Annotated in this window: 15 protein-coding genes; 5 read left to right on the top strand and 10 right to left on the bottom strand. The window is 59.0% G+C overall.

What is annotated here, in order from left to right; all coding sequences use genetic code 11:
- Positions 1-2: 2 nt before the first annotated feature.
- The gene (locus tag D0Y60_RS23415; protein WP_117372421.1) at positions 3-707 is read left to right on the top strand and encodes a cytochrome c3 family protein; all 705 of its coding nucleotides are present in this window, start codon (positions 3-5) and stop codon (positions 705-707) included.
- A gap of 69 nt (positions 708-776) precedes the next feature.
- Here D0Y60_RS23415 and D0Y60_RS23410 read toward each other — a convergent pair whose 3' ends face one another.
- The 3 genes from D0Y60_RS23410 to D0Y60_RS23400 all read right to left on the bottom strand — a co-directional run bounded on the left by D0Y60_RS23410 (position 777) and on the right by D0Y60_RS23400 (position 2287).
- Positions 777-1208 (bottom strand): type II toxin-antitoxin system VapC family toxin, encoded by a 432-nt coding sequence (locus tag D0Y60_RS23410; protein WP_117372360.1) that lies wholly within the window; start codon positions 1206-1208, stop codon positions 777-779.
- Complete coding sequence (locus tag D0Y60_RS25185; protein WP_117372359.1) at positions 1208-1507, bottom strand: hypothetical protein; 300 nt, start codon at positions 1505-1507, stop codon at positions 1208-1210. Before D0Y60_RS25185 ends, D0Y60_RS23410 begins: the two co-directional genes overlap by 1 nt.
- A 138-nt stretch (positions 1508-1645) precedes the next feature.
- Positions 1646-2287 (bottom strand): DUF1206 domain-containing protein, encoded by a 642-nt coding sequence (locus tag D0Y60_RS23400; RefSeq protein WP_158565543.1) that lies wholly within the window; start codon positions 2285-2287, stop codon positions 1646-1648.
- Positions 2288-2424: 137 nt separating this feature from the next.
- Here D0Y60_RS23400 and D0Y60_RS23395 point away from each other — a divergent pair, with 137 nt between their 5' ends.
- Positions 2425-3777 carry an IS3 family transposase gene (locus D0Y60_RS23395; RefSeq protein ID WP_245409286.1) on the top strand — a complete coding sequence of 451 codons (1353 nt, stop codon included), beginning with the start codon at positions 2425-2427 and terminating at the stop codon, positions 3775-3777.
- A 288-nt stretch (positions 3778-4065) separates the two neighbouring features.
- Here D0Y60_RS23395 and D0Y60_RS23390 read toward each other — a convergent pair whose 3' ends face one another.
- The gene (locus D0Y60_RS23390; protein WP_245409285.1) at positions 4066-6339 is read right to left on the bottom strand and encodes an EAL domain-containing protein; all 2274 of its coding nucleotides are present in this window, start codon (positions 6337-6339) and stop codon (positions 4066-4068) included.
- Between the two features lie 297 nt (positions 6340-6636).
- Here D0Y60_RS23390 and D0Y60_RS23385 point away from each other — a divergent pair, with 297 nt between their 5' ends.
- Positions 6637-7389, top strand: coding sequence for a transporter substrate-binding domain-containing protein (locus tag D0Y60_RS23385; protein ID WP_245409289.1), 753 nt, complete (start codon positions 6637-6639; stop codon positions 7387-7389).
- Positions 7390-7750: 361 nt separating this feature from the next.
- On the opposite strand, the gene hydA is transcribed toward D0Y60_RS23385, so the two are convergent.
- From hydA to D0Y60_RS23360, 5 genes are all read right to left on the bottom strand, one after another.
- A complete protein-coding gene (gene hydA, locus D0Y60_RS23380) occupies positions 7751-9154 on the bottom strand; it encodes a dihydropyrimidinase (protein ID WP_117372355.1) in 1404 nt (467 codons plus the stop codon).
- Positions 9155-9172: 18 nt separating this feature from the next.
- Positions 9173-10453, bottom strand: coding sequence for a cysteine desulfurase-like protein (locus D0Y60_RS23375; RefSeq protein ID WP_117372353.1), 1281 nt, complete (start codon positions 10451-10453; stop codon positions 9173-9175).
- A gap of 25 nt (positions 10454-10478) precedes the next feature.
- Positions 10479-11216 (bottom strand): amino acid ABC transporter ATP-binding protein, encoded by a 738-nt coding sequence (locus tag D0Y60_RS23370; RefSeq protein WP_117372352.1) that lies wholly within the window; start codon positions 11214-11216, stop codon positions 10479-10481.
- Complete coding sequence (locus tag D0Y60_RS23365; RefSeq protein WP_117372351.1) at positions 11213-11887, bottom strand: amino acid ABC transporter permease; 675 nt, start codon at positions 11885-11887, stop codon at positions 11213-11215. The genes D0Y60_RS23370 and D0Y60_RS23365 overlap by 4 nt, the downstream gene beginning before the upstream one ends.
- A 68-nt stretch (positions 11888-11955) precedes the next feature.
- The gene (locus tag D0Y60_RS23360) at positions 11956-12756 is read right to left on the bottom strand and encodes an ABC transporter substrate-binding protein (RefSeq protein ID WP_117372350.1); all 801 of its coding nucleotides are present in this window, start codon (positions 12754-12756) and stop codon (positions 11956-11958) included.
- Between the two features lie 185 nt (positions 12757-12941).
- Here D0Y60_RS23360 and D0Y60_RS23355 point away from each other — a divergent pair, with 185 nt between their 5' ends.
- Positions 12942-13631, top strand: a complete 690-nt coding sequence (locus tag D0Y60_RS23355; RefSeq protein ID WP_117372349.1) for an FCD domain-containing protein — start codon at positions 12942-12944, stop codon at positions 13629-13631.
- Between the two features lie 794 nt (positions 13632-14425).
- Here D0Y60_RS23355 and D0Y60_RS23350 read toward each other — a convergent pair.
- A complete protein-coding gene (locus D0Y60_RS23350) occupies positions 14426-16231 on the bottom strand; it encodes a chloride channel protein (protein WP_117372419.1) in 1806 nt (601 codons plus the stop codon).
- A 173-nt stretch (positions 16232-16404) separates the two neighbouring features.
- Between D0Y60_RS23350 and D0Y60_RS23345 the strand changes: the two genes are divergently transcribed.
- Positions 16405-16821 carry a MarR family transcriptional regulator gene (locus tag D0Y60_RS23345; RefSeq protein WP_117372348.1) on the top strand — a complete coding sequence of 139 codons (417 nt, stop codon included), beginning with the start codon at positions 16405-16407 and terminating at the stop codon, positions 16819-16821.
- Positions 16822-17775: the final 954 nt, after the last annotated feature.

The following is a 17775-nucleotide window of genomic DNA, read 5'->3' as shown; positions in this document are numbered from 1 at the left end:
TGATGGCGAGCATCAAGGCAATCCTGCTCTGGGTCTGGACTATTCTGACGACGCCGGCGGCAACGCTCAGCCTCGCCTTCCTGACGCTCGGCGGCTTCGTCGGCGGCGTGATGTTCTGGGGCGCGTTCAACACGGCGCTGGAACTGACCAATACGGAAAAATTCTGCACCTCCTGTCACGAGATGAAAGACAACGTTTATCAGGAGCTGACCAATACGGTGCATTTCACCAATCGCTCCGGCGTGCGCGCCTCCTGCCCGGATTGCCATGTGCCGCACCAGTGGACCGACAAGATCGCCCGCAAGATGCAGGCCTCGAAGGAGGTCTGGGGCAAGATCTTCGGCACGATCAACACCCGTGAAAAATTCCTCGACAAGCGGTTGGAGCTGGCCAAGCACGAATGGGCGCGCCTGAAGGCGAATGACAGCCTTGAATGCCGCAATTGCCATTCCGCCGCGGCGATGGACTTCACCAAGCAGACGCAACGGGCCGCCGACATCCACTCGAAGTATCTCCTGCCGGGCAAGGCGACCTGTATCGACTGCCACAAGGGCATTGCCCATGAACTGCCGAATATGGAGGGCGTCGAACCAGGCTGGAAGATGCCAAAGGATCTCGAGGGCCAGGAGCTGCCCGCGGCATCGAGTGATGCCATCGGGGATCTGCGCAAGGCAGTTGCAAGCGCACATGGCTCAATGACATTTTAGGGTCTGCGTTGGTTAAAGTAGGGGTTTTTGGTTCATATCCGTTCAAGAGCTTAAAAACTGCCGGCCGTTTTAGATTGCGGTTTGCCGGAGGGGGTTGATTATTTCTACCCCGTGAAAATCCCGCTCATTGTCGGTCACAACAATACAGCTATTGGCCTGGGCAATGGCCGCGACAATCGTGTCCAATGCACTTCTTGGACGGCCCGCCGCCTTTCCTTGTGCCATTAACTCGCCCCAGATGAGCGCTGCCTTCTCATCGAATGAAAGTATGCGGCCCGCAAATAGTGCGCGTGGCCCCTCACTACCGGCAAACCACGCTTCGAGAGCGAAACGCTTCTTGCCCGCCGGCTTCTCCAGAATTCCGCGGTGAATTTCAGCGATGGTGAGCGATGCGATAAATAAGTCAGCGTCAGCTTGCTCGGCCATCCACTTTAATAGCGATTCTGACGGTTCGGGCTTTGTAATATTGCTGAGAATGTTCGTGTCGAGCAGATAACGCATTATAAATCGATCTCTCGACCTTCTTCGCGTGAACGTGAGATTTCGAGTTCTGCTCCAACGAGGGGCGATCTGCGGAGAGCTGCAAGGATACCACCTCTTTTAGGCGGCTCTCCGGCAAGTGTTTCGCTTACAACAGCACGCAAACTGGCTGCTTCCGGGCCATCTTCTGCTAACCTGCGTGCCAGTGATCTGATAAGGCTCCGATCGCTATCCCGCCCGAGCACCTCGAAGCGAGCAAGGCCGCGGTCGCCCAAGCGGCTCCTATAATTTTGAATTGCACGTGTCTGAGAGCTAGACATCAGATCCTCCGGATATATATCCAGTAATGTAGCTGCAGCCGTACTCTTCTGCAAGCGTCAATCGGACCTGATGTTGAACGCAGGCGGCGAACTAGCTTGGGGAATTTGCGGGTCGACGGTTCGATTCCCATCAAGAGCTCATATCTTCGCGGCATTATTGATTTCGCGCGTCACAGACGGTTCTCGTACTATACGGTAGCGCGCTTGGATCAGATTATAGGCCCCGAAGGATGCCAGCCCGATTGCTACCGTCGTATAGAGAACGCCACCGAACGGCAGACCATGAAGCGAGTTTAGTGCATCCGCGAGACTTCCGGCCTGTTCGGGCGACACCATGAAGGCCGCATAGCAGAAGAAGCCCCCGACGATGACAAACAAAACGCCTCGAGCCGCGAGGCCATATACGCATGCGAACATGATCGGCTTGCTGTCGCGCGCCTTTGGCGAGAGGTACTTCTCGTAGACTCGCAACACGCCCTTGGCGATCGTCACGATGCCACCGATAATAAAGCCGATCCCAATGGCGCTGGCAAGCCACTGTCCCGCGGGTTGAGACATGATCCATTCGGCCAGCCCCTTTTCGCCGCCCCCGTCACTCTCGCCGCCAAGACCGGCGACACGGTCGATCGCATAATAGGTGAGACCGATATAGGCGAGCGCGCTTCCCAACAGGCTGATCCTGATCGCCGTCCCCTTCGCGTCATGGTTATGGTTGTCGGCATTGCCGATCGACTGGGCAAGACGCCAAACGACGAAGCCGATCAGGCCCGCGGCTATCAACCAACCCAAACCTGTCTGAAGGGCTGCTTAAGGAGGCTGTCGAGAGCTTGTTCCGGATCAGCGCCTTTGAGACAGAAGTGGCTTAATCGAGAAGAGAGGATTTTCGGCTCATCGTAGCTCATTCAAAGGAAGCGAAGATGAGACAAAAATCCGGGCCGCAGAAGCCGGCGGCCGAACAGGTCATCAAGGACATCCGCCGCGCCACGCGCAAGCACCACTCGGCAGAGGATAAAATCCGCATCGTGCTGGACGGTCTGCGCGGTGAGGACAGCATTGCCGCGATCTGCCGCCGCGAGGGGATCGCCGAGAGCCTCTACTATAGCTGGTCGAAGGAATTTCTCGAAGCGGGCAAGAAGCGGCTCGCAGGGGACACCGCCCGCTCGGCGACCAGCGACGAGGTGAAGGCACTGCGCCGGGAGAGCCGCGACCTGAAAGGAGGCGCTGGCCGATCTCACCCTGGAAAACCGCATGCTCAAAAAAAGCATGATCGGGGATGGGGGCGACGAAGAATGAGATATCCCGCCGCCGAGAAGCTTGAGATCATCCGGCTCGTCGAGCAGTCGCATCTGCCCGCCAGGCAGACCCTCGACAAGCTGGGCATTCCACGGCCGACCTTCTACCGTTGGTATGACCGGTTCCTGACCCACGGCGTCGAAGGCCTGGAGGACCGGACGTCCGCACCGTCACGGGTCTGGAATCGCATTCCCGATGACATCCGGGACCGCATCATCACCATGGCGCTGGACCATGCCGATCTGTCGCCGCGCGAGCTGGCGGTGAAGTTCACCGACACGGAAAGCTATTTCGTGTCAGAGGCTTCGGTCTATCGCCTGCTCAAGACGCATGACCTGATCACGTCGCCAGCCTACATCGTCATCAAGGCCAGCGACGAATTCAAGGACAAGACCACCCGCCCGAACGAGATGTGGCAGACCGACTTCACCTATCTGAAGGTCATCGGCTGGGGCTGGTTCTATCTGTCTACCGTGCTCGACGACTTCTCACGCTACATCGTCGCTTGGAAGCTGTGCACGACCATGAAGGTGGACGACGTCACCGACACACTCGACCTGGCCCTTGCCGCGTCGGGCTGCTACCGCGTCAAGGTCGAACACCGGCCCCGCCTTCTGTCCGACAACGGTCCGTCTTACGTCGCCTCCGATCTCGGCGAATGGCTGGAAAAATACAAGATCGAGCAGGTCCATGGCGCTCCCGGCCATCCGCAAACGCAGGGCAAGATCGAACGCTGGCACCAGACGCTGAAGAACCGCATCCTGCTCGAAAACTACTTCTTCCGGGAAGACCTCGAAGCCCAGATCGCGGCCTTCGTCGACCATTACAACCATCGCCGATACCACGAGAGCCTCGACAATCTCACCCCGGCTGACGTCTACTTCGGGCGCGGCCAGACCATCCTGCTCGAACGCGAAAGGATCAAACGAGACACCATCAGACAGCGTCGCTTGAACCACCACGCCAAAGCAGCTTAAATCAACCCGCAAACCGAGCCGGAAACTCCAATCTTCGGAAGTCCCAAAAGTCTCAGATCATTCGACGACGGACACCCCAGCGGTAGCGCGTCATGGCTCGTAAGATTGCTTTGCTATTGGTCATTGGCATTGGTGCCTACGCCTGCTTTCGGATGGCGTGGCAGTGGTTTTGATTGACCGCGATTGAACCGGAACTATCTCGAACTGACGGCCGCCGCCGAAGAGGAGCTTCCGTCTCGAAACTGGGCTGTCACTGGTGGACGGTAAGTCCCCACTTGCCTTCGGCGCTCAAGCGCTTACTGTTTGCGCGGCGACGTTCATCGTAGCGCGGTCCTCAGCGACTTGAACGCCGTCAATCTTTTTCCGAAATTCGCTCAAGGGTACGGGACGGGAGAGCAGGTAGCCCTGCAGATCGCTGCATCCCGCAGCGACCAGGAAGTCTTTCTGGCCCTCAGTCTCTATTCCTTCGGCCGTAGTGGCCTTGCCGAGGGTGCGGCTAAGTCCGAGAATGGCGGATACGATGGCTGCACCCTCGGCTTTGGTGCCGAGCAGGCTCACGAAAGATCGGTCGATCTTGATGCGGTCGATGTTGAACTGAATGAGATGGCTGAGAGAGGAGAAGCCGGTGCCGAAGTCATCGAGCGCAATCCGAATTCCATGCGACCGGAGCACGCCGAGGGTCGCCTGGCCTCTTTCGTCAATGTCGAACAAGGCGGCCTCCGTGAGTTCCAGCTCAAGCCGCGAAGGCCGCAGGCCGGCCTCCGACAGGATTGACAGGACATGGCTTTCGAAGCCGCGATGACGGATCTGCGACGGGGACACGTTGACCGAAAGCGACAGCGCGGCCGGCCAGCTTGCGGCCGACTGCGCCGCGTCGCGAAGGACCCATTCGCCGAGCCGGAGGATCACGCCGCTTTCTTCGGCGATCGGAATGAATTTGTCCGGCGACAATAGACCCAGCGTCGGGTGATGCCAGCGCACCAGCGCTTCGGCGCCTGAAAGGCGTCCGCTGCCATCGCCATGATAGACGCCCTGATAATATACCTCCAGCCGGCCGACATGGGCCGCAGACGGACGCACTTGGAGGCCGGGATCCTCGCCGGTCTGTTCCAGGAGCAGGCGAAGATCATTTTTAAGATTTTCCCGGGCCTCGACCCGATGGTCCAGGCAAGGATCATACTCGACCAGCCGCCCCCGCCCGCTGGACTTGGCCTCATAAAGCGCAACGTCGGCGCGTCGCAGGAGCTCGTTGGTTGGATGGGACGCATCCTGGATGACAACGATACCAATTGAACATCCGATGCGAACGGCGGCATCGCCGGTGTTGAGCTGAAATGGCTTGCTCAACTCGTCGATGATGCCGTTACAGATCGCCAGATAGACATTATCTGCCTCGTCGAGGTCAGGAAGAAGAAGGGCAAATTCGTCGCCGCCGAACCTTGAGAGAGTATCGCCGGGCTTGATCAGCGCGCTCATTCGACCGACAGCTGCACGCAGGAGCTCGTCGCCGGCGGCATGCCCGTAGCTGTCGTTGACCTCCTTGAACTTGTCGAGATCGATCAATGCGATCACGGCGCGTCTACGAAGCGGCGCAAGATCCGGGAGGCATTGCACAAGATGGACTGCAAACAGTGCTCGATTAGGAAGACCGGTCAGAACGTCGTGCACCGACAGATGCCGCGCATGGTGCTCGCTGGCGCTGAGTTCCCTCAGGCTTTTGCGCAATCGTCCCATTAGCGCAAAGAACAGGCCGGCAATGATGAGCCCGGCAATGGAGAGCACCGGAACGAGACGGCCGATCACCCGCGAGCCAGGAAGATCCGGCTCCCAGATGATAAACCCGATCGGTTCGCCGGATCCTGTCGCCGCGATCTGGAAGGCAACCTCGTTGTGCTCCTGGTCAGCGGTGCGGGCATAGCGCGCGCCTGCCAGCCCTTGCTCACGGCTGATCGTGTCGAGAGTGGCGCCGTCAAGGAAGCGGAAGACGACGAGATAGAACTGGGCGCCCTGACCGTGCTCATGGGCACCGGCTGGTGAAGCGCCCTTTATCGACACGACGCCAGCAACCGAAGGACGGCCTTCAAGCCGCATTAGCTGTACCCGGCTCGGTTTCGCAGCCGATGTCGATGGCTGCGGCTGATCGGTTTCCAGGTCGTGGATTAGAGGCTGGAGCAGGGGGCGCACCCACTTGAAGCGCCGCGCCGTTTCCGCGTCTGCATTTAGCGCAAGCTCCCCTGACGACGTGACCAGGAAAGCGGCGTTATAGCCAAACGCTGTCGTCGCGATCTTGCCGAAGGTCTCGGCGGATGACGCGCCGCTGCCGCGGTTTGGACCGATGATTTTCTCTTCGAGAACAGCAGGGTCTGCCGCAAGGAACGACGCGTAGCCTGCGCCGATCATCTGGATCTCCTGCGACACCCGTTTTACCTGGTCTTCGAGCCGGTCGTTAACGAGGTGGCGCTGTCGATCAAGGGCGGCGGCATCACTCTCGGAGCCGGCCCAGATCGCTGCCAGAAAAACCAGCCCGAGAATTGCTAATCCACTGATGGCAAGCAGCAGCAATATCGAGCCTGAGGTTATCCCGGGACGTTTGTCAGCCGTTCTCCTGGTTGCTGCTTGGCCCGACACACAATCGTCTCCGAAAATCATCCCGATCCTGCACCTGATTGTTTACGAAAGGCTTTCCAAACTGTTGCAAAATTGCGCGCTCAACACGTCCAGCTCTTTAATCTTTTTGTTGTTGAGTAGTGGTGTGCAACAGCCGCCAGACGCGTCTCTGCTGGAGCGTCTTCCACATGAAGGGCCGACATGCTGCGATTGAACTCTCTTGACAGACGGAAAATTCTGGCGCTGGCCTGCATGGTCTCCATTGCCTCCTTCAGCCAGCCCAGGGCCATCTCGGCCTCCGAGAACGATACGATCCGGATCGCCGTCGAGGGCGCATTCCCGCCTTTCAACTATCTGGACTCGGCAAACCAGCTCCAGGGCTTCGACGTCGAGATCGCCAAGGCACTCTGTGAGACGGCAAAGCTGAAATGCGAGTTCGTCATCCAGGAATGGACGACGATGATCCCCAGCCTTCTGGACAAACGCTACGATGCCATCATCTCGTCAATGTCGATGAGCGCCGAGCGGCGCGAGAAGGTCTCGTTCACCCAGAAATACTACGACAGCCCATCAATTTTCATCTCCCGTAAGGGAGCCGGCATTGCAGGGACCGCGCCGGATGACCTCAAGGACCTGAAGCTCGGCGTCACTTCCGGCACCTCCCAGGAGGCGTATGCCCAGAAGTTTTATGGGGATGTCTCAAAGACGGTGTTTAAGGCTTCGCCAGACCTGTACAAAGGCTTGGCCGACGGAGATGTCGACATCATCATGGAAGACAAGCTTGCGGTCTATGACTGGCTGGCCAATACTCGGGCGGGAAGCTGCTGCGAGTTCCTGGGCGGCGATATCAAGGACGCCGAATATTTCGGCGATGGAGCCGGCATCGCGTTGCGGCCTTCCGACAGACAGTTGCTCGCCAAGTTCAATGCCGCGCTCGAGACGATACAGTCCAACGACATCTACGACACCATTAACGCAAAATATTTTCCGTTTAGCATTCGGTGATTGTGTTGGGCTGTCTGCAGCGGATGCGTTCGCCGCAGAAGCTGACGAAGTATCGGACCGTCTGTGGGCGCGACGTGGAGCGTGCTTGGGAGACTGAACTCGGCGCCTGTACCCGGACTGGTCGGGGGAGCGACAAAGTCCGCTGATGCTAGGTTTCGCGACATCAACGGACAGTCACGCTGCCGCCCGACCCTGAACACTCTCGCCAGACCAAGTCTTTGAAGCGCCTTCAACTCCTTCGCAAAGGGTCTGGGCGGACGGTTCGACTAAGTTCAAGAGCGAGAAGCACTGAAGATATGGACGGGTATAGGACTTCTCGCAAACCATAAACCTCCCGGACCGGAGCCAGTGTTGTGAATTATCAGTTAGACAACGGTGAACGTGCTCGTGCCAAGTAATCGCCCAGACCCTTCTGTGCGACGAGGGCGTCTCCGTCGATCACCGTCTTTCCGCGGACCATCACGCGCACCGGCCAACCGGTAATCGCAAGTCCTTCATAGGGTGTGTAGTCAGCGCCGTGGTGAAGGATCTCGTTCGTGATGACGACCGATTTTTTCGGGTCCCACAGCGCAATATCTGCATCGGAGCCGATCGCGACCGTGCCCTTGCGTGGATAGAGGCCATACAGCTTGGCATGATTGGTGGAAGACAAGGCGACGAACCGGTTGAGATCGATGCGCCCCTTGTTGACGCCTTCCGAAAACAGGATCGGCAGCCGCGTTTCCACGCCGGGAATGCCGTTGGGGATCCATCGGAAGTTTCGCTTGCCCTTTTCATTGAGCTTGCCCGAGTCATCATCGTAGCGAAAGGGGCAGTGGTCGGATGAGAATAGATCGAACGTCCCGTTTTGCAGGCCCTCCCAGCAGGCAATCTGGCTTTCCTCGTCGCGTGGCGGTGGCGAGCAGACGAATTTCGCGCCCTCCAATTCCGTGGCATCGAGGTCGTCAGCCGTGAGCATAAGGTATTGCGGGCAGGTCTCACCCGCCACCTTGCTACCGCGTGCCCTCGCGCGTTGGATTTCCTCCATCGCCTGCCGGTTCGATACATGGACGATGACGATCGGCGTATCGACGATCTCCGCCAGGGAGAGAGCACGATGCGTCGCCTCCCGCTCGGCGGCGACCGGGCGGCTTGTCGCATGATATTTTGCAGCAAACTCGCCATTCGCTTCGTGACGGCCGATCAGGAATCGGATTGCGTCCTCGTTTTCGCAATGGACCATGACCAACGCGCCGGATGTCCTGGCACTGTCCAGGGTCGCCAGGATTTCATCGTCGCGCAGACGAAGGTTCTCGTAGGTCATGAAAACCTTGATCGACGTGTATCCATCCTCCACGAGGGCTGGCAGTTCCTGCCCGAGTACATGACTCGTCGGGTCGGTGACGATGATATGGAAGCTGACATCGACGTAGCACTCGCCCTCCGCTTTTGCGTGATACGCCTTGAGCGCCTCCCGCAGCGTTGATCCTTTTTCCTGCAGGCAGAATGGCATGACCGTCGTATTTCCGCCAAAGGCTGCCGAGAGCGTGCCGCTCGCGAAATCGTCGGCCATGACGATCCCGTCGCCGGATGGCTGCGCTAAGTGCACATGGCTGTCGATACCACCAGGCATCACATAGAGGCCACTGGCATCGATGATCTCGTCCGCATCACTAAGGTTATCGGCCATTGCGGTGATGCGGCCATTGCGAATGCCGACATCGCATCGGAAGGTATCGCTGGCGGTAACGACGGTGCCGTTCCGGATGATCGTATCGAAGGACATGCTGCGCTCTTCCGGTTCTCAGGCGGCAGTCGCGGAGCCGGCGGACGATGCGAGGATCGTATCCAGCGCCTTCGTCATCCGGTCGATTTCATCGATCGTGTTGTAGTGAACCATCGAGACCCGGACCATGCCATTGTTCTCGGTGAGATCGAGGTACTCCGCCAGGCGGCGCGAGTGAAAATCGCCGAACCGGATTGCGATCCGGTGTACGTCCATTGCCTTGCAGATTTCCGCAGAATCCCGGCCGTCGAAGACAAAGCTGACCGTCGGAATGCGCGTGCCGTCACGGTTGGCGCTATGACCGATAATACGGCAGTCATTGCGGCCACGCAGATAGGTTAGCAGTCGATCGACAAGTTCGTTTTCCTGCGCCGTGATCGCACCATAAGCCGCAACGATCTTCTCGCGGGTGGAACCGGTTTCGCCGGCCATTTCCCCGATTTCGGTAAGGTAGTCGACAATGCCGCAGGTGGCGTAGGCAAGTTCGTAGTTCGGATTGCCGGGTTCCAGTTTGCCCGGCACTTTGTCCTTGCCGTAGAAATAGTGATAGAGCGTATCCAGTTCCAGCAGATGGTCATACTTGCCGTACATCAGCGCATAGTGCGGACCGTAGGTCTTGTAGAGGCTGAAGACGTAGTAATCGACGTCGAAGGCCTGAACGTCCACCACGCGATGCGGCGCATAGGCGACGGCATCTACACAGATGCGTGCGCCCCGTGCGTGAACGAAATCCGCGATTTCGCGCACCGGATTGATCGAACCGAGAATATTGGAAACGTGGGTGACGCAGACGAGCTTGGTGCGGACCGACATCAGCGGTTCAAGGTCGACAAGGTCTAGCGTGTACGTGTCCTTGTTGAGCGGCCACGTCTTGATGACGATGCCGGCGTCACGCAGCCTGTCCCACGGACCGATGTTCGATTCATGATCGGCGATCGTAATGATAATCTCGTCGCCCCGTGCAAGCTGGCTCACCATCGCGCGGGCGAGGTTCTGCAAGAGTGCCGTCGTCGAGTTGCCAAAGACGATTTCTTCCGGCCGTGACGCGTTTACGAGATGCATGGCCGCGGTGCGGGCCTCGTAGAGTGCCTTTGCGGCTGCCTGCGAAACCTCGTAGCTTCCGCCGATCTGGACATTCTTGTCATAGAGGAAGGTATTGATCCGTTCAACCGCCCGCTTCAGGATCTGTGACCCGCCGGCATTGTCGAAAAATGTCCAGCCATGGGACAGGCCGGGAAACTGGCTGCGGACGAAATCGAGGTCGAGTGCCGCTTTTGCGGATGTATTTTGGTTCGGCATATGGTCCTCCAGACCCAATTTGTATTCAGTGATCGAGAACCGAGCGCAGGAAGCTGCGCGTCCGGTCTTCTCTGGGATTGTCGAAGATTTCGGAGGGCGTGCCCTGCTCGACGATGCGGCCGCCGTCCATGAAGATGACCCGATCGGCCACCTGGCGGGCAAAACCCATTTCGTGGGTGACGACGACCATGGTCACGCCGGTGCCGGCGAGGGTCTTCATCACGTCCAGCACCTCACCGACCATTTCCGGATCGAGTGCGGAGGTCGGCTCATCAAAAAGCATGACCTTGGGTTCCATCGCCAATGCGCGGGCGATTGCGACGCGCTGTTGCTGGCCGCCGGAAAGCTTGCCCGGATACTTTTCGGCCTGTGTCGCGATCCCGACCCGGGTTAGCAGGTCTCGGGCCTTGCGCTCAGCTTCCGCCGGTTTTGCACCGCGCACCCGCATTGGTGCCAGCATAACGTTCTTCAGCACGGTCAGATGTGGGAAGAGATTGAATGACTGAAAAACCATGCCGACTTCGGCACGCACCTTCGCCAGCGCTTTGCCAGGGCCGACGGTAACGCCGTCCACGATGATACTGCTCTCGTCGGAAAAAGCCTCCAGGCGGTTGATGCAGCGTATCAGCGTTGATTTTCCAGACCCGGAGGGACCAATGACGCAGACAACTTCGCCCTCCGATATATCGAGATCGATGCCGTGCAGGACAGTGAAAGCGCCGTAGGCTTTTTTTAGATTGCTGATCTTGATGAGGGGGGTCATGGGCGTTTGTCCTTGCCGAAACGTTTTTCCAGTCGCGCGACGATGGCGACCAGCGGCCAGAGCAAGGCGACATAGATCAGCGCCGCGCCGATCAGGGGCGTGGGGTTGGCAGCCAGCGCCTGCGCCTGGGTCGCCTGCTTAAGGAGATCGGGCATGGCGACGACGGAGGCTAGGGCCGTATCCTTCAGGACGTTGATGCAATTGTTCGTCAACGGCGGAATGACGATCTTGATCGCCTGGGGCAGGATGACGTCGACCATCATGTGGCGGCCAGAGAGCCCCAGCGCCTGCGAAGCTTCGAACTGCCCGTGTGGGATGGCCTCGATACCCGCGCGGAAAATTTCCGCGGTGTATGCGGCAGAGACAAGCGTGAGCGCAACGACTGCGGAGACGAAGGGCGAGAAACGGATGCCGACAAAGGGCAGGGCGTAGTATACGATGATCAACAGCACCAGAAGCGGGATCGAGCGGAAGATGTCGATGTAGATCTTGGAGAGGAATGGCACCGGGCCCGGTCCATAAAGCCTGACCAGAGCGAGGAACAATCCGCCGGCGAGACCGGCAACAATGCTGGTGACGCCAATCTCCAGTGTGACGAGCAATCCCGATAGCAGAAGCGGGAATGTGTCGATCAGGATGGGAATATTGAAGAAGGTATTGACCAGATTCATGGAGCCACCGGCTGTCGCTGTGGAGTTGACGACGACACCAGCGTGCCGCCGTCACGAGGAGGCGTGGCTTACTTGCCGACCGGCATGTCCATCACCATGACAGTCGAGGTGGTGTCCTCGGCCTTGGCGCCGAACCAGGTTTCATGCAGCTTGGCGACGAAACCTTCCTTCTTCAGCGTCGAGATCACGTCGTTGACCTCCTTGGCCAGCGGGTCGTCTTTGTTGAACATGACCGAATATTTCTCGCCGGTAGGGATACGTTCGACTACCTTGAGGTCCGGCTTATCCTTGACGTAGTAGAGCAGCGCTGGGATATCGCTGATGTAGCCGTCGATGCGACCGGCAACGAGGTCGAGCATGGCGGGCGACAGGCCTTCAAACTTGCGGATTTCGCCGAACTTGTATTGCGAACCGTTGTTGGTGGCCCACATGTCGCCCGTCGAGCCGGTGTCGACACCCACGACCTTGCCTTCCATGCCCGAAAGCCCTGTAATCCCGCTGGCTGCCGTCACCGTCAAGGACTGGTCGCTGTCGTAGTAGGGCTGCGCGAAGGTTACGGACTGCAGCCGTTTGTCGGTGATAGTGATGGACGATACCGCCATATTGATGCGGCCGGATTGGACGGCCGAAAACAGGCCATTGAACGGGACGTTGACGAACTCAACCGACTTGCCCAGCCGCTTGCCGACCTCGTTTATCAGGTCAATTTCGAAACCGACGGTTTCGCCTGACGCATTCTGGAATTCCCACGGAACGTTGCCGATATTGGCGCCGACGGTAAGGTCGGCGGCTATGGCGGGGGTGATGAACGCTGCCGCGGCAAGCAGAGCGGAGGCGGTCGTCGAAGTAAAGAGTGTAAGCGCTTTCATAGGTTCCCCTTGATTTTTTGGCAATGAAACGGCTACGCTTGGTCTAACTGGTCAGACCAGTAGGACCAAGGAAGCACGCCTGTTTGGCAATTGCAAGGGACGGTCTGGATAAAATAGACTTGATGCGAGATTGTCCTTCCGACGACCAGGGACGGGAGTATCGCAGGGGAGATGGAAGACGTACAATGCTAAACAAGACCCTGCTGCCCCAATCCGTCGCCCGCGAAATCCAGAGTATGATTCAGGGCGGCAGCCTCAAGCCGGGAGAGAAAATTCCCTCGCAGCGTGAATTCTCGCAAAAATTCGGTATCAGTCGTGCCTCGCTGCGGGAGGCTTTGCTGACGCTCGAAACCCTTGGTTTGCTGAAGACCGAGGCGGGACGGGGAACATTCGTCTCCGGTGGTCCGCCGTCCGCTTCCAATCACATGGGGCCCTGGCGTTACTCCGACAGCTATTCGGTTTTCGACGTGTTCCAGACCCGGATCATGTTGGAAGGGCAGATGGCTAGTCTTGCAGCAGGGCGGCTGATGGCAAATCAACTGGATCAGATGGAAAAAATGACCCAGCAGATGGAGCAAGGCTGGGCGCAGCAGGATCTATTGGCCAACGTCGAAGCCGACCTGGAATTCCATGCGATCATCGCATCGGCCTGCAGCAACGCCATGCTGCGTGCACTCTACCAGACGGTACGCGATCAGTTGACAGCGACGCAACGACAACCCATTCCTATAACTGATCCCGCTCGCATGCGTGAATCCATTGCAGAGCATCGCCGCATAATCGCGGCGCTGAGCGCAAACGATCCGGTGGGCGCTCGGTTGCAAATGGAAACCCACATTCGAAACACAGCCCGGTGCGCGGGCTTGGAGCCCTAGATACTATATTGTGGTGAGTGCCGCAGTTCCGACGTTACCCTAATGATGCCGCTGGAAGTGCTCGCTTCAAGTTCGAAGCGAGGTGCGACTTATGAGCCCCATATCGAGGGTAAAGTCCGTAGCATCGCAGCAGAGCATAGCGATACCATTCTCACTCCATTCTTCAGGGGCAACGATGCCGTGTCGAGTGGCGTAGGCTTAGGTTTGCCGATCAGTCGGCCAGTCGCTCAAGCGTTTCAAATGTGATCTCTTCCTTTCCCCGCCACGCAGGGTAGGATTCACTGTTTGATTGCCGGCCTGCAGCGGTCGCACCACTCCATCTTGAGAACACCTGCGGCCATGCCGCTCGGTGAAAGCCGCTCTGCCGTCCGTGTATCGTAGCATGAAGCTCAATGTCTCGCCGTCTATGCAACAAGAATTTCACGAACGATCCTGAGATTATATCGTTATGTGATATAATTTATCCAGGCGTAATTGAGGACTGACGCGATGTCTCCAGATTTCGCAAAGTTGAAAGTCGAACTTCTCGAACTGGATCAACAACTCCAGGCCGCTTCGTCTCATACGGCGGACCAGGAAGCCGCTACGCCGCAATTGGGGAACTCCTCGCTTTAAAACAGAAGCTCGATGACCGTTTCTCAGCTTTCGACGATAGGACATGGCAGTTGCGCCTTCTGGAGTGGCGTTACGATTTTGCGCTCCTGTTCGATCATGCCTGCTCGTGGATCGCGCGTGTCGATGCGATCTTCAAAGCCGGTACGGCTCAGCTTTAGCCGAAAGGGATCACATCTGCTTCATCTGCTTGCCTTTCCAGCCCCGAGATAGGGTTTACGCTCATTCTCGCTGGCATTGGCCGCGTGACGAAGCCGCAGAAGGTCCTTGCGTGCGACGAGGCCGAGCAGGCGGCCCGTTTCAGGATCGACGACGGGGATGCGACCGACATCGGTGGCGAGCATGAGGTCGGCGACATAGCCGATCGTGTCTTCCGGATGAGCGACAGGCACCGAGGTGTCGGAGACACGCTCATCGAGGCTTTGATCGGCGAGTGCCGGGTCCTGTTGCCAGCGCAGGGCATCGCCGCGCGAGACGACCCCCTTCAAGCAGCCTGATCCGTCGATGACGGGATAGATGCGGTGCGTCCGTTCGGTGGTGGCGAAGAAGGCGGAGGCATCGCCGACGCGCATCTCGGCGGGAAGCGTGTCTACCGTTGCGATCATGATGTCGCAGGCGCGGGTATATTCGAAGGGATCGATGCCGTATTCGCGGGTGATGTGCTGGCCGCGCCGGGCGATCTTCTCCGTCAGGATCGACCGGCGCAGGAGAAGTACCGTCACCGCATAGGCGGAAATGGTCGCAGCGAGCAGCGGCAGCAGGGTCGAAACGTCCCCAGTGAGTTCCACGGCAAAGAAGGTGCCGGTCAGCGGCGCGCGCATCGTGCCACCCATCATCGCGGCCATGCCGATGAGGGCCCAGAAACCGGGGTCGCCGGGAAAAACGAGGCCGACCAGCCAGCCGAGCGCGCCGCCGAGAATGAGCAGCGGCGCAAGCACGCCGCCCGATGTGCCAGATGACAGCGAGATCAACCAGATCGCAGCCTTCACCAGCAGGATTATCAGCACGGCCTGCGGCAGCATGCTGTTGTTCAGCAGGCCGTCGATGATGTCGTAACCGACGCCGAGCGCGCGCGGCTCGATCAGGCCGCCCAGCCCGACGGCAAGGCCGCCGATCGCCGGGCACCACATCCAGTGGATCGGCAAGGCCTCGAAGGCGTCCTCGATGCGATAGAGCAGCGTGGTGAGCAGACCGGATTGCAGGCCGGCGATGATGCCTATGACGGCGCAGAGGCCGATACCCCACCAGGGCAGGTCCATGTGGAACTGTTTTGGAAAGAGTGCACCCGCCTCGAACAGAAAGGGACGCCAGCAAGCCGAAACACAGGCGGCAAGGGCGACGGGGATGAAGCTGCGCGGCTTCCATTCGAACAGCAGCAGTTCGACGGCAAGCGTCACGGCGGCGATCGGCGAGCCGAAGATCGCGGTCATGCCGGCGGCGGCCCCGGCCACGAGCAGCGTCTTGCGCTCGGCAGCGCTCAGGTGGAAGAACTGGGCAAAGAGCGATCCAATGGCTCCGCCGGTCATGATGATCGGCCCTTCCGCGCCGAACGGCCCGCCGGTGCCGATGGAAATCGCCGAGGACAGGGGCTTCAGAATGGCGACTTTCGGCGACATGCGGCTTCCACCGATGAGGATTGCCTCGATGGCTTCGGGAATGCCGTGGCCGCGGATTTTTTCCGAGCCGAACCGCGCCATGAGGCCGATGACGAGGCCACCGATAACCGGGGTGGCGACCATCCACAGCGAGCGCGGCGCATCGGCCGGAGAGGAGGCCGCCAGGCTCAGCGTGCCGAACCAGACGAGGTTGGTGACGAGGGCGATCAGGTTCACCAGCAGCTTGGCCGCCAGCGCCCCGCCGGTGCCGACGATCAGGGCCATGCCGATCAGCGCCAGCACGCGCCGGTCGGTCGTGAAGTCACCGGCCTCGCGGCGGGCGAGGCCTCCGGTAAAGTCGTGCGGCCGGTGGTGCGGCTTCGTCTGCTGCATGGCATCGTCCATTTCTGTCATATGAGGTAGCCGCAGATATATCGTAATGCGACATAAATCAACATGCCAGTCGGCGAAGGGTGCAGATCGCCCTAGTCGGCCGCTCTCTCGTGCGTTAAGGCGGATAAACCGCTGCCAAATCGCGACGGCTGCGGAATGCGGGAGTGCGGAAAATGGCGAGAGACAAGCTGAGCGATGCCGATTACGAGGCGCTCTCCAATTTACGCTACACGCTCCGCCGTTTCATGGATTTCAGCACGTCGGCCGCCCAACAGGAAGGGCTCCCGGCCCAGCAGCATCAGGCGCTGTTGGCAATCCGGGGCCATGGCGGAGGGGAGGCGATGACGGTCGGCAAGCTTGCTGAGCGGCTGATGATCGCGCCGCATTCCTCGACGGAACTGGTCGGCCGCCTTGTGGCCGCCGGCTACGTGATCCGGCAAGTCGACCCTGCCGACCGCCGACGGCAGACCCTGGCGCTGACGCAAAAGGCAGACGCCGTCCTCGAGCAGCTGAGCGCCATTCACCTGACCGAAATCCGCGAGATGGCGCCGCGTTTGATCGATATTCTCAGATCATTCAAGGACCGCTGAGTGACTTTACAAATCTCTGTGTTCTCAGCCCTGGATTTGGTACCTGCGGATTTTGCACCTGCGGGGAAATAACTCGGCGCAATATGTTTCACGACGTCATTGCTTCTCGGAGCAGCGCTTCGTGATACTCCCAGAAACCAGCAATGAAGCGTTTCGCGAGCTGATTGTCCGCTCCATTGCTGCGGCGGATAGCCAGAAAGCCGGCGTCGATGAATTGCGCGTACGGCCGGACGACTACTCCTCTGACTTGGTTGTCGGTGGCAGAGGACGGGTGGATGATCGCAATCTCGACCCCACACCAGCGCTAGCGCGGTGTGAAAAAGGCGTGTCTCGACCGTCTATGCCCTTGGAATTCCAGCCAGCGCGTCTTCGATGCGCATGGAAACAGGGTGCCGGACCCCGGAGCCAGATCTTTCGCGTCCAGCGCGATCGAATCGGAGACGGCGGTCGGACGTCAAGACCAATCCTGTGGCCAGAAGACATCATCCAAGACCCGGTCCATCGCGACGCGAAATCTGCTGACGAAGGTTCTCAAATGCCCCGATCGCGGTGTCGAGCTTCTCATGGTTAGCTCGGGTTCTAACCCGAAGCGCAAACCGCCTTTCACTGTGTCCCCATGTGTTCCCATCGCAGAAAGCGGATCGTCGCAGGACCTGCGCGAGCGAAGATACTTTTGCTCTGGGGACGTGGTACAGACTGGTGGGCAGGAAGCATCGAGGCTGGTTGCAAAAGCACCGAAGGTAGCCTAGAGCGTAATATACAGTTTCACTGCATATTACGCCAAGCGTTGGAGGGCCGAGATGTCCGATGAGATTAAAGAAGTTGTTTGTTGATTGCCACTGAGAACTGACCCGGCATAGCCCGATATTTCCATTGAGAATTGACCCATGTTTCAACCGTCCCTCGCGAGTTTTCAGCGAGGGCTGTGGAGTGATTGACATGGCGTTACTGAGC

It is taken from the genome of Shinella sp. WSJ-2 (assembly GCF_003432075.1).
Classification (GTDB): domain Bacteria; phylum Pseudomonadota; class Alphaproteobacteria; order Rhizobiales; family Rhizobiaceae; genus Shinella.
Note: the sequence above shows the minus strand (reverse complement) of the source record. Positions and strands in the feature narration are given on the sequence as shown.

Excerpts from the sequence above, each read along its gene's own strand:
- D0Y60_RS23375 (WP_117372353.1), bottom strand. The coding sequence starts at position 10,453 with ATGCCGAACCAAAATACATCCGCAAAAGCGGCACTCGACCTCGATTTC.
- D0Y60_RS23410 (WP_117372360.1), bottom strand. The coding sequence starts at position 1,208 with ATGCGTTATCTGCTCGACACGAACATTCTCAGCAATATTACAAAGCCC.
- D0Y60_RS23345 (WP_117372348.1), top strand. The coding sequence starts at position 16,405 with ATGGCGAGAGACAAGCTGAGCGATGCCGATTACGAGGCGCTCTCCAAT.
- D0Y60_RS23370 (WP_117372352.1), bottom strand. The coding sequence starts at position 11,216 with ATGACCCCCCTCATCAAGATCAGCAATCTAAAAAAAGCCTACGGCGCT.
- D0Y60_RS23385 (WP_245409289.1), top strand. The coding sequence starts at position 6,637 with ATGGTCTCCATTGCCTCCTTCAGCCAGCCCAGGGCCATCTCGGCCTCC.
- D0Y60_RS25185 (WP_117372359.1), bottom strand. The coding sequence starts at position 1,507 with ATGTCTAGCTCTCAGACACGTGCAATTCAAAATTATAGGAGCCGCTTG.
- D0Y60_RS23350 (WP_117372419.1), bottom strand. The coding sequence starts at position 16,231 with ATGCAGCAGACGAAGCCGCACCACCGGCCGCACGACTTTACCGGAGGC.
- D0Y60_RS23395 (WP_245409286.1), top strand. The coding sequence starts at position 2,425 with ATGAGACAAAAATCCGGGCCGCAGAAGCCGGCGGCCGAACAGGTCATC.
- D0Y60_RS23415 (WP_117372421.1), top strand. The coding sequence starts at position 3 with ATGGCGAGCATCAAGGCAATCCTGCTCTGGGTCTGGACTATTCTGACG.
- hydA (WP_117372355.1), bottom strand. The coding sequence starts at position 9,154 with ATGTCCTTCGATACGATCATCCGGAACGGCACCGTCGTTACCGCCAGC.
- D0Y60_RS23355 (WP_117372349.1), top strand. The coding sequence starts at position 12,942 with ATGCTAAACAAGACCCTGCTGCCCCAATCCGTCGCCCGCGAAATCCAG.
- D0Y60_RS23360 (WP_117372350.1), bottom strand. The coding sequence starts at position 12,756 with ATGAAAGCGCTTACACTCTTTACTTCGACGACCGCCTCCGCTCTGCTT.
- D0Y60_RS23365 (WP_117372351.1), bottom strand. The coding sequence starts at position 11,887 with ATGAATCTGGTCAATACCTTCTTCAATATTCCCATCCTGATCGACACA.